The sequence below is a fragment of the Streptomyces acidicola genome (assembly GCF_009377235.1).
Classification (GTDB): Bacteria; Actinomycetota; Actinomycetes; order Streptomycetales; family Streptomycetaceae; genus Streptomyces; species Streptomyces acidicola.
On the sequence record NZ_VMNX01000045.1, the window covers coordinates 1 to 13,279 of the forward strand.

Here is a 13,279-nt window from a genome sequence, read left to right on the forward strand (position 1 = left end):
CCAGGACGAGGAACTCTCCGTCCTCGATGTGGATGTCGAGCGCGTCTACGGCGGGCTTCTCGGTGCCCGGGTAGATCCGGGTCGCCTTGTCGAACGAGACAGTGGCCATGGGTCGCAGGCCCCCTTCACCGGCAGGAACGTGCCGGACGATCCGAGTCGGACGACGGCGTCCGCTACGAGTGGTTCTGTTGGGGTGTGGTTCGTGGGAGGGCACGCTCGGGTCCGCTCTCTCCCTGCCCGGTGCCGCCCGGGGCCCCTCTCACCCGCCTTCGGTGAGAGGGGGTTTGTCGGCGATTGGAGCGCAGCCTGTGGGGAGACGGGGCGGTCCGTCCCCGGAGCTGCTCAGTGGTGGCGCAGGCGCCAGGTGTAAACGTGCTCCCAGGTGAGCGTCTGCCACCAGCGGCCCGTCCAGTCGTCGCTGCGGGTGCGGTAGAGGGTGACGGTGTCACCCGGGAAGCTGTCCGAGAAGGGCACGGGCAGTCCGGAGACGTACTCCTCGACCTCGGCGAACAGGTCCGGGCGTTCGTACATGTCGTGCGAGAGCAGCGACAGGTGGGCCTGGAACGTGTCGGCGTCGAAGGGGTTTCCCGACGGGTTGGGTGCCGGTGTCTCCAGGGGGGCGACGGCCGTGTCGATCCGGGCGGCGAGGTCCACGAACGCCGTGTTCGGGGTGATGCCGTCGGCGAGGTGGTGGACGTCGTAGACCAGCCCCACGCCCTGACGGCGGACACCCGCGTTGTGGACGGTGAAGGCGGGGACGTCGGCCACTGCCCGGGTCACGGCGTCGATGGTCTCCTCGACGGGGCCAGGGAGATGCCGGCTGCCGACCAAGGTCGCGTGCGGCGGGAACGCGCCCGCCGAGACGAGCCCGTACTGCGCCCGCAGTTGGCTGGTCACGGCGGTGACCGCGGTGCAGGTGACGGGGTCGGGGCGCAGGTAGACGCCGTAGCGGTACGGGTCTCCGGGAGCCTGTGCGAAGCGCTCGTTGGAGTCCGCGGTCGTGATTGTCGTGGTGTTGGTCGTGCTGGTCGTGTCGGTCACTGTCCCGCCTGCTCCCGGTAGTCCTTGATCTTCGCCGTCGCCGCGTCCTGCGCTGCCTTCAGGGCGCTGTCGATCGACTTCTTGCCGCTGAACGCCTGCTGCATCTCCGGCACGACCGCTTCACGCACACCCGGCATGGCGCCGCTGAGGCAGCCGGAGGTGGCCGTCGTGGCGGGGGTGTCGGCGAACTGCTTGCCGAGCACGGCGTAGGGCTCGTGCTGGGCGAGGAACGCCTTCCACGTGGACGAGTTGTCGACGTCGGTGTTGATGGGGGCGTATCCCGATGCCTTGGCGAATCGTTCCTGCGCTTCGGGGGAGGCGAGGTAGCTGACCAGCTTCCAGCCGGCCACCTGCTCGGCCGCGCTGTGTCCGGCCCGGTCCACCCACATCGCGGCGCCACCGATCGCGGCGCCCGCCGTGGACGGCGAGCCGGACAGGGGGTAGGGCAGCGCGCTGTAGCCCTTCATGCCCGCCTCGGTGAGGCCGCCGATCGCGCCGCTGGAGTTGAACATCATGGCGGTCTTGCCCGCGGCGAAAGCCGACAGGGCGGCGTTGCCGTCGTCGCCGGTGTCGAGGCCGACGCCGTCGGTGTAGAGCTTGGCCATGATGCCGAACGCGGAGCGCTGCGCCGCGCTGGTGAGGGACAGCGCCGTGGCTCCGCCCGACTTCCGGCCGTTGTCCGGCGTGCAGTAGGGGACCCCGGCCGCGGCGGTGAGCTGCTCGAACCACCAGCCGTCCAAGGGCTGGTCGATGCCCTTCACATCGGGCAGCGCGGCGTGGACCTTCCGCGCGGCCTCGGCCACGCCCGTGAGGGTGCCGAGGGTCGAGCGGTCGACCTTCGCCCGGTCCAGCAGCTTGTCGTTGACGTACAGCAGGGGCATGGACGTGTTCAGCGGTACGGCCAGGAGCTTGCCGTCGGCTGTGTAGTAGTTGCGCGCCGCCGGGCGGAGCTTGTCGAGGTCGAGGTCCTTCGGGTTGGCGGCGGCCATGTCCTGGGCGGAGACGGTCTGTCCGGCGTCGCGCAGATAGCCGCTGGTGATGTCGTTGGAGATCATGACGCTCGGTGTGCCGCCGCTGCGGATCGCGGAGGTGTACTTGGCGATGGCGTCGGCATAGCTGCCCTGGAACGACGCCTTCACCACGATCTTTCCGGCGTTGGCCTTGTTGAACGCGTCGATCTCGTTCTGCAGCGCCTGACCGGCCGGGCCGCCGAGGCCGTGCCACAGCGTCACGGTCACCGCGTTCTTCGCGCCGTCCAGCGCCGACGGTCCGGGCGCCGCGTCGGCGGCCTTCCCGTCATCGGAGCCGCCGTCGGAGCCGCCGCAGGCGGTGAGGGTCAGGGCGAGGGCGGTCGTCAGGCAGCCGGCCGCGACGCGTGCTCGCAGTCTGGCTCGGGGAGGGAGCGATGAAGGAAACGTGGACATGGCGAATCGTCTTTCTTGCTCGGTTGTGTACGGGTGAGGCTGTGGGGGGCGTCTACGTGGTGACCCGTGCCGCCAGGCCCCGGACCAGGAAGCGCTGGCCGAAGAGGACGAGCAGCAGGGTCGGCAGCAGGACCAGGAGGGTGCCGGCGTAGATGACGGCCGGTGCGGTGACCTGGTCCACGACGAGTTGGGCGAGACCGACCTGGATGGTGCGACGCTGGGGGGAGTCGGTGATGAGCAGCGGCCAGAAGTAGCCGTTCCACGCCGACAGGGCGCACCACATCGCCGCCGTGACCAACTGCGGCCGGGCCATGGGCAGGACGACGAGCACGAGGGCGCGCAGGTCACCGCAGCCGTCCATGCGGGCGGCCTCCCAGACCTCCCGCGGCAGCGCGAGGAACGCCTGGCGGAGCAGGAAGACCGCGTAGCCGGCGGCCAGGTACGGGATGACGATACCGAGCACGGTGTCGCGCAGCCCGAGCCCGCTGACGAGCTGGAAGTTGGGGATGACCAGGCTCTCCCCGGGGAAGGCCAGGGTGGCCAGCACCAGCGCGAAGGCCACGCCGCGGCCGCGCCAGCGGGGGAAGACGAGCGCGTACGCGGCCAGTGCGGCCGTGGTCAGCTGGGCGGCGGCCTGCAGGGCGGTGACGGCCACGCTGACCAGGTACTGCTGGGCGAGGGGCGCGGTGCCCAGGACGGTGCGCACGTTGTCCAGGGTGAGCCGGTCCGGCCTGGGGACGAGTCGGCCGGCGGCCACGTCGGTCGGGGGCAGCAGAGCGGTGACGACGGTGGCGTAGACGGGGAACGCGACGACCACGACCACGGCGCCCAGCCACAGCCAGCGCAGCAGCGAGGCTGCGTGACGGCGTGTCATGCCCACCTCCTCAGCACCCGGAACTGGATCGCGGTGATCAGCAGGACGAGGAGCAGCAGGACCACGGCCAGGGCCGAGGCCGAGCCGACGTGGGGGAGCGCCTCGCCGAAGGCGCGCTGGTACAGCTCGAAGACCAGCGTCGACGTGGCGTCGGCCGGGCCGCCCCGGGTGAGGACCTGGACCTGAGTGAACACCTGTAGCCCGCTGATGGTCTGGGTGACCAGGAGGAATATCAGGCTCGGCCGGAGCATGGGGATGATCACCGAGCGGGCCAGCCGGGGCCCCGACGCGCCGTCCAGTGCCGCGGCCTCGATGACGTGCTGGTCGAGTTGGGTCATCGCGGCAAGCAGGACGAGGAAGGCGAACCCGAACTCGTACCAGGCAGTGGCGATCGACACGGAGAGAATGGCCCATTCCGGAGAGCGCAGCCACTCCGGTCCGGTGACGCCGAGGTGGGCCAGCACCTGGTTGAGGGTTCCGACCGCCGGGGCGAACAGGCCCGCGAACACGGCCGCCGACGCCGCCGCCGAGTACGCGAACGGCATGGACAGCAGCACCGACACCACGGCCCGCGGCCTGCGCGCGGCCCGGCGCAGCGGGAGCACCGCGGCGAGCGCGCCGCCCACCGAGAGCAGCACGCTGAGCCCGGCTATCACCACCGTGGTGAGTAGCGCCCGGCGCAGCTCCGGATCGGTGAACAGCTCGGCGTACTGGTCGAGTCCGACGAACCGCGTCGGGTCGCCCAGCAGATCGTTGCCGTACAGGCTCAGGACGACACCGCGGACGACCGGCCAGTACGCGAAGACGAGCAACAGGCCGACGCATGGCAGGACCATCAGCGGTCCAGCGAGGCTGCGCGGGAGCCAGACCGGGCGACGTGCTGCGCCGCGGTGGAGTGGAACGTTCCCAATCATGTGTGGAACGTTCCCACTTCAGGTCCGGCAAGCGCAGTAGCCATCGAGTGAACAGTCCGCAAAAAGCGGGTCAGCCGGTCGGAGGGGCGGTCGTGCGGCCCACCACCAGCGTGCCGTTCAGCACTTGGTGGTGGTCGGGCGGCTGCTCACCGTCGAGCAACCGCACGAGAGCGTCCACGGCCCGGCTGCCGATCAGGTCGATCGGCTGGCGCCAGTGCGTCAGTCCGATCAGGGACGTCGTCAGGTCCCCGATGCCGTCGTAGCCGGTCACCGACAGCCGTTCGGGTACGGCCACATCTCGCAGGCGGAGTTGTTCCATCAGGGCGATCGCGTGCCGGTCGCTGGGGGCCATCACGGCGGTGATCTCGGGATGTCGCAGCACTTCGGTCGCCCATGCGCCGGCTGTCTCCCGATGCGGCCCCGGAATTTCGAGCACGCGTGCTCCACGCTCCCGCAGGCGGCGGGTCATGGCCGCCGTCCGTGGCCCCAGCGTCACGGAGCTGCTGGCCGGCACGGTGACCACCGCGACCTCACGATGCCCCAGATCGAGGAGGTGGCCCGCCAGCGTGGTGCCTCCCTCGTCCTCGTCGCAGTAGACGCTGGTGATGCTCGGATGCGTCTCCGGTCGCCCCGCCACCACGGTGGGCAACCGCGCGGCGAACGGCAGGATCTGCTCGCTCGGCAGCAGCCCGCTGCACACGATCAACGCCTCGACCCGCAGCATCGCGAGGGTCTCCAACGCCCGGTACTCGTCGCTCACTTCGAACCCGCCGGAGCCCGTCGCGGTGACCACCCGATAGCCGTGGAACGCCGCGCGCTCCTGCATCGCGGTGAGAAGGTGGCCGTAGAAGGGCGTCGCCGCGTCGCGGACGAACGCCCCGACGGTGTAGGTCCGGTGGGCGACCATGGCCCGGGCCACGGCGTTGACGACATAGCCCAGTTCCTCCGCGGCCCGCAGCACCCGCCGCCGGGTCTCCTCTCCTACGCTGCCGCGCCCCGAGACGACCCGGGACACCACCGACTTGGACACCCCGGCCAGCCGGGCCACGTCGATGATCGTGGGATTGCGCGGCCGGTCAGCCATCGAGCACACCCTCCTGGGCGAGCACGGTGGCGGCCGTCTCGGCTCCCGTCCACACGTGGGCGCGCCAGCCGTGGGCGCGCGCCGCCGCGACGTTTTCCTGCCGGTCGTCGAAGAACACGACGTCCGAGGAGGCACGGCCGAGCCGTTCGTCGGCGCCCCGGTAGATGAGCGGGTCCGGTTTCATCAGCCCGAGGTCGGAGGAGAAGACCAGCGTCTCGAAGAGACCGCCCCATGAGGCCCGTCGGACCGCCTTCGCCAGCGAGACCGGCGCGTTGGACAGGACCCCCAACGGTATTCCGCGGCCTGCCAACCGGGTGAGCAGTTCGCCGGCGTCGGATTCGAGGGCCGCCCAGCACTCGGTGTCGATACGGTCGAGCCGGTCGACCCAAGCCTCGTCCGGCGGGCGCCCCAGATCCTTCGCGATCCGGTGCCAGTACTCATCGGGAGAGCCGCCCAGGTCGTAGGCATCGCGGTGGGCCCAGTACGGGCCGGCAAGGTCGGACTCGGGTACGTCGAGAGCGGCGGCCAGCGCGCCCAGCGCACGGCCCGAGGGAGCCAGGACGCCGCCGAGATCCCAGACGACTATGGTTGATGATTCACTTTGGGAACGTTCCACAGGTGGGATGATAGCGACTCTCCTTCAACGCACGCCGCAACGCCCGAAGCCACGGGGCGAGCGCCGACACCGCTCCGGGTACGCCCGCGCGGGCTGGACGGGGCTGTGGTCTCGCGCAGGACGAGGCGGGTGGGCATCTGCACGTGCCCGGACGGCTCGGTATCGGGCGAGTCGCGGCGCTGCCGGCGCCGGCGTGGTCGTCGATACCGGCGACGGTGAAGCCGTCCCGGGCCCCGCCGACGACGGTGGCCAACGGCAGTCCGCAGGAGCGCAGCGCGGCGGCTTCGTCTTCGTCGGGGATGAGCAGCGGGAGCACGGCGTCCACCCGTTTGCGCACGGGCAGCTCGGTGAGGAAGCGTTCGCGCGACTCCGGTGAGCCCGGGGTGTAGAGCAGCACGTCGCAGCCTGCGGCGCTGAACGCCTTTTCGCGGTCTCGGCTCAGGTCACCAGGCCTCGGCGGTACGCATAGACGACTGCTTGTACGCGGTCGCGGAGTTGGAGTTTGGCGAGGATACGGGACACGAAGGTTTTGACGGTCTCCTGGCTTATCAGGAGGGTCGCGGCGATCTCGCTGTTGGAGAGGCCGGCCGAGATGAGGCGAAGGACCTCCAGTTCACGGGGGGTCAGCGGGATGTCGTGCGAGGTCCCCTCGAGGGGACGGATCCTGGCGGCGTACCTGCCCACGAGCTGCCGCGTCACCTCGGGGTCCAGCAGCGCCGCGCCCGCGGCCACGGTCCGGATCCCGTGGAGCAGTTGGGCCGGCGGTGCGTCCTTGAGCAGGAACCCGCTCGCTCCCGCGCGCAGCGCCTCGTAGACGTACTCGTCCAGGTTGAACGTGGTCACCACGAGCACCTTGACCGGATGCGGCACGCCCGCCCCGGCCAGCAGGCGGGTGGCCTCGATGCCGTCGAGCACGGGCATGCGTACATCCATCACCACGACATCGGGGCGCAGCCGACCCGCGAGGTCGACCGCGGCCTGCCCGTCTCCGCACTCGCCCGCGACCTCAAGGTCGGGCTGGGCATCGATGATCGTGACCAGTCCGGTGCGGATCAGCATCTGGTCGTCGCAGACCAGGACCCGGATCGGCGCGGTCACGACGGGCTGCCCGCGGGTATACGCGCGCGCACGACGAAGCCGCCGCCCGTTCGGTCTCCCGCGCTGAAGTCGCCGCCCAGGACGCCGACCCGTTCACGGAGACCGGCGAGGCCCCGTCCGCTCCCGCCGGGGGACCGGGTCCGCGAGCCGGAACCGTCCGTGCTGACCTCCACGGTGATCTCCCTTTCGCCATGGTGCACCTGGACCGAGGTGCGACTGCCATGGGCGTACTTGAGGGCGTTCGTCAGGGCCTCCTGCACGACCCGGTAGGCCACGAGGTCGGCGCTGCCGGTCGACTCCGCCGGCGTGCCCTTCTCGGTGAACTCCACCGGCTGCCCGGCCCGGCGCGTCTGCTCCACGAGCGTGAGAAGTCTGCCGACGGACGGTGTCCTGGCCCCGGTGCCGTGGTCGGGGTTGAGCAGGTCGAGCAGGTGCCGGAGGTCGGTGATGGCCCGTCGGCCGGTATCGGTGACCGTGGTCAGGGTCTGGTCGAGGCGCTCCGGCGCGGCGGTCAGACAGCGTGCCGCCTCGGCCTGCACCACCATCGCCGTCACATGGTGGGTCACGACGTCGTGGAGTTCGCGGGCGATGCGGGCGCGTTCGGCGGTCCGGGTGTCCTCGGCGACGCGGCGGCGGCGTTCGGCCTCCGCGGCCCGGTCGCGGCGCAGCCAGGCCCCGGCGCCCCAGGCGAGGGCCAGCACCGGGTAGAACGTCATGAACTCCACCGGCGGTTCGCCCGAACCGAGCTGTAGGAGCGCGACCGCCAGTGGCACATACGCCACGGAGAAGAGGAGTGCGGTGGCACGCCGGTGCCGTTCGAGATGGGCTCCCGTGCTGAGCAGCGCGATGGGCAGCGCGGTTCCCGCGAGTGTGTGGTAGCCGCGGAGCTGGTCGAGGGCGAAGCCGAGCGACACCAGGGCGAGACAGACGACCGGCCAGCGCCGGCGTACGGCGAGCGGGAGACATTCGAGGGCGACCACCACGACGGCCACCGCGTCGAAGGGGCGGTCCGGCACGCCGCCGAGCCGTGTCCCGTGGTTGGCGAAGGCCGGCACGCACGACGCGGCGAGGAACAGCAACCCCAGCGGGAGATCCCGGACGATGACGTCGAACTGGCGCCACCGTTCCGGGACCCGCCGAAGATCGATCACCGGGGGAGTGTAGCGTCGGCGGCGATCCGGTCGGCGCGCCGACGGCGGGCCGGGCGGGGCACCAGATGGCCGCGCCGACGGGCCAGCCGCAGGAACACGATCGTCAGCAGCACGCCGAACAGCACCGAGTACAGGCTTCCCTCCGGGCCGAAGTCGCCGCCGGTGATCAGCACCGGGCCGGACATCGTGGCGTCCAGCAGTCCCCGCGTAGTGCCGTTGCCCGAGACCACGGTGCTGAAGATGCCGGACGCGGCGAAGTTCCAGCCGAAGTGCAGGCCGATCGGCACCCACAGGTTGCGAGTGGCGGCGTACGCGGCGCCGAGCATGCCGCCGGCCTCGATCGCGATGGCGATGGCACCCCACAGGCCGGCGTTCGGGTTGAACAAGTGCATCAGGCCGAACAGCAGGCCGGTCAGCGCGAGCGCGATCCATGTGCCGGTGCGTTCCTCGACGATCCGGAACAGGATGCCGCGGAACATCAGTTCCTCTGTCACGGAGGCGGCGGCCATGAGGCCGAACAGCCCCGCCGCGCCCGTCAGCGAGCCCAGGCCGTTGATCTCGTAGCCCCCGAGGAAGGCGATGTTCACGATGACGGCCCCGAACATCGCGACGCCGATCAGCACACCCCGGCCGATCGCGGCCGCTGCACCCTCCCGGGCCACATCCAGGGACGGGCGGTGCTCCGTCCGCCGCACCACCCACCCGTGGACAAGTACCGCAAGTACCGCTGTCAGGAGGCCGAGGGCCGGCGTGAGCCACGGATTCCCCCGGACCGCGGCAACGCCCTGGCTGCCGATGAGGGCGACCGCCGCGACGGCCACGAGCTGCCAAACCAGTCTCACTGAAGACTCCTTCGCCCAACGCGCGGCCGGAGCGCCGCGGTTGAGTCGAACGCTACGGAGTCGGTGGTCCGGAATCGTCACCACAGGGTGGACACCTGCGCTTAGCTCGCACGGGGGACGGACACCATGTGCACGGGGCACGAGCGCGCGGCCGAAGGACTGCCGGATCGACCGTCGGGGTACTGTCCGGCGCTGTACGGGTGCTGTCGGGTCTAGCTCTGCGGGACGTCCTTGACGAACACGATCCCGTCGTTCCCGGCCAGGTGGGCCGGGTCGAGTGGGGAGTAGCCGTAGTACGGGGACACGCGGGCAGCGGGCCGTGTGTCGCCGAGGGCGGTGGCCAGCCGACGGGGGTCGACGACGCGGTGGTCCTCCGGGAGCGCGTACAGGAGTCCTTCGACGGTGTCCGGGGGCGGGGTGTCCACACCCTGGTGCCGGATCGTGCCGAGCGCCGTGGCCAGGAAGGCATACCCGCCGCCCAGGTGGGCGCTCACCAGCGCGCCCGCGCTCCACCACTCCAGCAGCGGCTGGTCCCACATGCGCATCGTGCTCTTGTGCCGCTGGAGATGCCCGTTGTGGGCGTGGACCAGTGCCGGGCCCCGTTCGGCGACGGCGCGGAGGTTGTCGGCCATCATCAGGTCCCGCAGGCCCACCAGCCGCGTCATGCGGGCCGGTGAGGTGTCGGCCATCCAGAAGTGGTAGCGCAGCAGGCCGGTTGCGGTGCGCCCGTAGAGGCGGGCACGGTCCCAGTCGTCCCGCGAGGTCGCCGTGATCAGGTGCGGCGTCTGCGCGTCGAGCAGCGCCACCAGATCGTCGGCGAGCAGCCGCAGCTCCCTGGCCTCGGCCGACTGCCCCGCGGACTGGGCCGGGTCCATCATCGCGGCGGGGTTGGTCCACCGGTCGTCGGTGCCGAGCAGGCGGTCGAGCGTTTCCGCGGTGCAGGGGAGCAGGTCCGCGTCCACCTGGGTCGAGAGACAGTCGTGGAGCGCGGTGAGGGCCTGCCGGGGGCTCGCGGCGCCGGTGATCTCCAGCGGGCCGTCGAAACCGGCGAAGCGGAGCCGCTCGGACGCGGGCCGGCCGTCGGTGTCGGCGCGGACGTTGTAGGCACGCATCCAGCGCACGAGCTCGCGGTTGGCCCCGGACGCGCCCCACCCGTGGCTGAATCCTTGCTCCATGACGTCGTCGAGCGTGCCCGTGCCCGAGGTGACGTAGGCGTCCACGACCAGGCCCATCATGCAGTCGCTCTCGATCGCGATCGTCCGGTAGCCCTCCTCCTCGACGAGCTGCTGGAAGAGCTCGTTGCGCAGGTCGAGCAGGGTGTCCTCGCCGTGGGTGGGCTCGCCCAGGGCGAGCAGCCGCGGCCGGGCCGGGAGCAGCCTCATGACGGCGGCGGCCTCGACGGCATGGGCGGTGTCCTTGATGTCGGTAACCATGCCTTCAACGCTATCGTTGAACCTTCGATTGAAACTTCTCCGCGATATCGGCAGGCCCATGGAGCGAAACCTTCAAAACGGCGAGCGGCTCAGGCCGGTTGATCTGGCACGTGGGCACGGTCTGTCCACGCAGGCGATCAGGAACTACGAGGAGGCTGGCATCCTTCCGGCCGCCAGTCGCACGGCTCACGGCTACCGCACCTACACCTCGCTGCACGCGGCGGCCCTGCGCGCCTTCCTCGCCCTGGTGCCCGGCCACAGCCACCAGACGGCGGCGTCGATCATGCGGGCCGTGAACGAGGGCACGGCCGAGGAGGCGTTCCGCCTCATCGACGAGAGCCACGCAGAGCTCCTCGACGACCGTCGGACCCTCCAGGCCGTGGAGAGCGCCCTCCGCGACCTGGCGCCCACCGGGGCGTCCGAGTCCGAGCCGACTGCGGTGCCCGAGCCCGGCGCCACGTTCATCGGGCCGCTGGCGGGGAAGCTCGGAATCCGGCCCGCGACGCTGCGCAAATGGGAGCGCGCCGGGCTGGTGCACCCGCGCCGCGACCCCCTGACCGGGTACCGCGTCTACGACGAGGCCGACGTGCGGGACGCCCGGCTGGCCCACCAACTCAGGCGGGGCGGCTACCTGCTGGAGCAGATCGCCCCGCTGATCGCCCAGGTGCGGGCGGCCGGTGGGCTGGAACCGCTGGAGGCCGCCCTGCACGACTGGCGCAGCCGACTGTCCGCCCGCGGGCGCGCGATGCTGGCCGGGGCCGCCGAACTGGAGGCGTACCTCCGCGAGCGCGGACCGGACAGGGCCTGAACCGAGCCGTCGAGGCAGTTGATCCGAGAGGGACAGGGACTGCCGGTGAACGGGTTCGATACGACGTACCGTACAATGACTCGTATGCCCCGCCACTCCCCGTCACTGGACCGGGCGACCCCGGACCGCATCGCCGAAACCGCCCTCCTCCTGATCGATGAGGGCGGCCCCGAGGCGCTGACCTTCCGTGCGCTGGCCACGCGGCTGGAGATCTCCCTCGCTTCTCTCCAGCGTCGCTGCACCGACCTGGCCGGACTGCTGGACCTGTGCACCGACCACCTGGCCGCCCGGCTGCCCGAGGCCGAGCCCGACACCGACTGGGCCGACGCCACCGAGACCCGGTTCACCGCGCTGTACCGCCTGCTGGCGGCTCATCCGGGACTGCTCGCGCTGCGTGGCACGCGCCCCTGGCTGGGCCCGAACCTGCTGGCCCGCCTGGTCGAGCCGCAGCTTGCCGACAGCCTCGCGGCCGGGATGACCCCCGAGGCGGCGATCGCCGTGTACCGGCGGATGTACCTGCTCACCCTCGGCAGCGCGAGCTTCGTCGATCACCGTGACCCGAAGTCGGCCCAGACGGCGACCCGTACGGCGCTGGCCGCGCTCGACCCGGAGGCGTTCCCGGTGCTGACCGGCCATCTCGCCGCGATCGTGCCTGCCGTGACCGACCACGAGGTGTACTACGAGGCCCTGCGCCAGCTCATCCACGCGGCCGACCCGACCGCGACGCCCGCCCCGCCTGCGGGCTCCGCGGCACCCGGTCGCCGCCGCGGAGCCTGACTCGCCGGACACCCAGCCGGGGACATCACACCGAGCCGGGACATCACGACCACCCCCCTTCATCGCCCAGGAACAGCAAGGACTTCGGCCATGAGCACCACGACTCCCACCGCACGCATCTTCAGCAGCGACAACGCCGCCGGCACCTCCCCGGAAATCATCGAGGCCGTGGCGCGGGCGGCCTCCGGGCATGCCATGCCCTACGGGGCCGACGACAGCACGGCCGCGGTCCGGCGTCGGCTGGGCGACATCTTCGAGTGCGAGGTGGACGTACTGCTGGTCTCCACGGGGTCGGCGGCGAACGCACTGAGCCTGGCGGCGCTGACTCCGCCCTGGGGCAGCGTGCTGTGCCACCGTGACAGTCACATCAACAACGACGAGTGCGGGGCGCCCGAGTTCTACACCGCAGGAGCCAAGCTCGTACCGCTCGGTGGTGACGACGCCAAGATCGACCCCCGTGAACTACGGGCGGCCGGACGGCACAAGGCCGGGGACGTACACAGCGTGGAACCCTCGGTCGTGAGCGTCACTCAGGCCACGGAGACCGGGGCGGTCTACACCCTCGACGAGATCCGCACCCTCGGTTCGATCGCCGAGGACGCGGGGCTGCGCCTGCACATGGACGGTGCCCGGTTCGCGGGAGCCGTCGCCTCCCTCGGCCGTACTCCCGCCGAGCTGACCTGGCGGGCCGGTGTCGACCTGTTGTCCTTCGGGGCCACCAAGAACGGCACGATGACCGCCGACGCGATCGTCGTCTTCGACCGCTCCCTCACCGCCGAACTGGCCTTCCGCGCCAAGCGAGCCGGTCAGCTCGCCTCCAAGATGCGTTTCCACGCCGCGCAGTTGGACGCCTACCTCACCGACGACCTGTGGCTGCACAACGCGACCCACGCCAATGCCATGGCCGCCCGTCTCCAGGAGGGACTGAAGGGCATACCCGAGGTCGGACTGCTCGGCGCCGCCGACGCCAACATCCTTTTCTGCCGTCTGCCCCAGCAGGTCACGGAGGGGCTCCTGGCCGACGGCTACGCCTTCTACCACGACCGCTGGGAGCCGGGCGTCGTCCGCTTCGTCACCTCCTTCGCCACCACTCCCCAGGACGTCGACCATCTCCTCCAAGCCGTCAGCCGGCATGCCGCCTGACGTTGGACACACCCGAGGTGTGCTTGGGCAGTGGTGAGCGGGAGTGATCCGGCGGCGCTCAGGGGCCGGTCGCC

General features: G+C 71.1%; 14 protein-coding genes and 1 pseudogene. 3 read left to right on the forward strand and 12 right to left on the reverse strand.

The window, feature by feature from the left end; genetic code table 11:
- From FPZ41_RS14830 to FPZ41_RS14885, 12 genes and pseudogenes are all read right to left on the reverse strand, one after another.
- Positions 1 to 109: pseudogene (locus FPZ41_RS14830) on the reverse strand (sugar ABC transporter ATP-binding protein); the annotation flags it as partial.
- 233 nt (positions 110 to 342) lie between these two features.
- Positions 343 to 1,041, reverse strand: coding sequence for a 2'-5' RNA ligase family protein (locus tag FPZ41_RS14835; RefSeq protein ID WP_322620243.1), 699 nt, complete (start codon positions 1,039 to 1,041; stop codon positions 343 to 345).
- On the reverse strand, positions 1,038 to 2,465 hold the full coding sequence (locus FPZ41_RS14840) for an extracellular solute-binding protein (protein WP_152862803.1): 1,428 nt from the start codon (positions 2,463 to 2,465) through the stop codon (positions 1,038 to 1,040). Before FPZ41_RS14840 ends, FPZ41_RS14835 begins: the two co-directional genes overlap by 4 nt.
- A 52-nt stretch (positions 2,466 to 2,517) precedes the next feature.
- On the reverse strand, positions 2,518 to 3,339 hold the full coding sequence (locus FPZ41_RS14845; RefSeq protein ID WP_152862805.1) for a carbohydrate ABC transporter permease: 822 nt from the start codon (positions 3,337 to 3,339) through the stop codon (positions 2,518 to 2,520).
- On the reverse strand, positions 3,336 to 4,175 hold the full coding sequence (locus FPZ41_RS14850; RefSeq protein WP_194236091.1) for a carbohydrate ABC transporter permease: 840 nt from the start codon (positions 4,173 to 4,175) through the stop codon (positions 3,336 to 3,338). Before FPZ41_RS14850 ends, FPZ41_RS14845 begins: the two co-directional genes overlap by 4 nt.
- A 148-nt stretch (positions 4,176 to 4,323) precedes the next feature.
- A complete protein-coding gene (locus FPZ41_RS14855; protein ID WP_152862809.1) occupies positions 4,324 to 5,337 on the reverse strand; it encodes a LacI family DNA-binding transcriptional regulator in 1,014 nt (337 codons plus the stop codon).
- Positions 5,330 to 5,953, reverse strand: a complete 624-nt coding sequence (locus FPZ41_RS14860) for an HAD family hydrolase (RefSeq protein WP_152862811.1) — start codon at positions 5,951 to 5,953, stop codon at positions 5,330 to 5,332. Before FPZ41_RS14860 ends, FPZ41_RS14855 begins: the two co-directional genes overlap by 8 nt.
- Positions 5,934 to 6,350, reverse strand: a complete 417-nt coding sequence (locus FPZ41_RS48260) for a type 1 periplasmic-binding domain-containing protein (RefSeq protein ID WP_228022737.1) — start codon at positions 6,348 to 6,350, stop codon at positions 5,934 to 5,936. Before FPZ41_RS48260 ends, FPZ41_RS14860 begins: the two co-directional genes overlap by 20 nt.
- 41 nt (positions 6,351 to 6,391) lie before the next feature.
- On the reverse strand, positions 6,392 to 7,051 hold the full coding sequence (locus FPZ41_RS14870; RefSeq protein ID WP_322620244.1) for a response regulator transcription factor: 660 nt from the start codon (positions 7,049 to 7,051) through the stop codon (positions 6,392 to 6,394).
- A complete protein-coding gene (locus tag FPZ41_RS14875; RefSeq protein ID WP_322620245.1) occupies positions 7,048 to 8,202 on the reverse strand; it encodes a sensor histidine kinase in 1,155 nt (384 codons plus the stop codon). Before FPZ41_RS14875 ends, FPZ41_RS14870 begins: the two co-directional genes overlap by 4 nt.
- A complete protein-coding gene (locus FPZ41_RS14880; RefSeq protein ID WP_322620246.1) occupies positions 8,199 to 9,044 on the reverse strand; it encodes a CPBP family intramembrane glutamic endopeptidase in 846 nt (281 codons plus the stop codon). The genes FPZ41_RS14875 and FPZ41_RS14880 overlap by 4 nt, the downstream gene beginning before the upstream one ends.
- A 212-nt stretch (positions 9,045 to 9,256) precedes the next feature.
- Positions 9,257 to 10,477, reverse strand: coding sequence for an erythromycin esterase family protein (locus FPZ41_RS14885; RefSeq protein ID WP_152862813.1), 1,221 nt, complete (start codon positions 10,475 to 10,477; stop codon positions 9,257 to 9,259).
- A 58-nt stretch (positions 10,478 to 10,535) separates the two neighbouring features.
- On the opposite strand from FPZ41_RS14885, the gene FPZ41_RS14890 reads away from it, so the two are divergent.
- The 3 genes from FPZ41_RS14890 to FPZ41_RS14900 all read left to right on the forward strand — a co-directional run bounded on the left by FPZ41_RS14890 (position 10,536) and on the right by FPZ41_RS14900 (position 13,205).
- Positions 10,536 to 11,285, forward strand: coding sequence for a TioE family transcriptional regulator (locus FPZ41_RS14890; protein ID WP_152862815.1), 750 nt, complete (start codon positions 10,536 to 10,538; stop codon positions 11,283 to 11,285).
- 84 nt (positions 11,286 to 11,369) lie between these two features.
- Positions 11,370 to 12,062, forward strand: coding sequence for a TetR/AcrR family transcriptional regulator C-terminal domain-containing protein (locus FPZ41_RS14895; protein ID WP_152862818.1), 693 nt, complete (start codon positions 11,370 to 11,372; stop codon positions 12,060 to 12,062).
- 90 nt (positions 12,063 to 12,152) lie between these two features.
- Entirely contained in the window at positions 12,153 to 13,205 is a 1,053-nt protein-coding gene (locus tag FPZ41_RS14900; RefSeq protein ID WP_152862820.1) for a threonine aldolase family protein, read from the forward strand.
- The last annotated feature ends 74 nt before the right edge of the window (positions 13,206 to 13,279 follow it).

What these genes read in the sequence shown, in the direction of transcription:
- FPZ41_RS14890 (WP_152862815.1), top strand. Translation starts at nt 10,536, where the DNA reads ATGGAGCGAAACCTTCAAAACGGCGAGCGGCTCAGGCCGGTTGATCTG.
- FPZ41_RS14900 (WP_152862820.1), top strand. Translation starts at nt 12,153, where the DNA reads ATGAGCACCACGACTCCCACCGCACGCATCTTCAGCAGCGACAACGCC.
- FPZ41_RS14895 (WP_152862818.1), top strand. Translation starts at nt 11,370, where the DNA reads ATGCCCCGCCACTCCCCGTCACTGGACCGGGCGACCCCGGACCGCATC.
- FPZ41_RS14840 (WP_152862803.1), bottom strand. Translation starts at nt 2,465, where the DNA reads ATGTCCACGTTTCCTTCATCGCTCCCTCCCCGAGCCAGACTGCGAGCA.
- FPZ41_RS14850 (WP_194236091.1), bottom strand. Translation starts at nt 4,175, where the DNA reads ATGGTCCTGCCATGCGTCGGCCTGTTGCTCGTCTTCGCGTACTGGCCG.
- FPZ41_RS14855 (WP_152862809.1), bottom strand. Translation starts at nt 5,337, where the DNA reads ATGGCTGACCGGCCGCGCAATCCCACGATCATCGACGTGGCCCGGCTG.
- FPZ41_RS14845 (WP_152862805.1), bottom strand. Translation starts at nt 3,339, where the DNA reads ATGACACGCCGTCACGCAGCCTCGCTGCTGCGCTGGCTGTGGCTGGGC.
- FPZ41_RS14885 (WP_152862813.1), bottom strand. Translation starts at nt 10,477, where the DNA reads ATGGTTACCGACATCAAGGACACCGCCCATGCCGTCGAGGCCGCCGCC.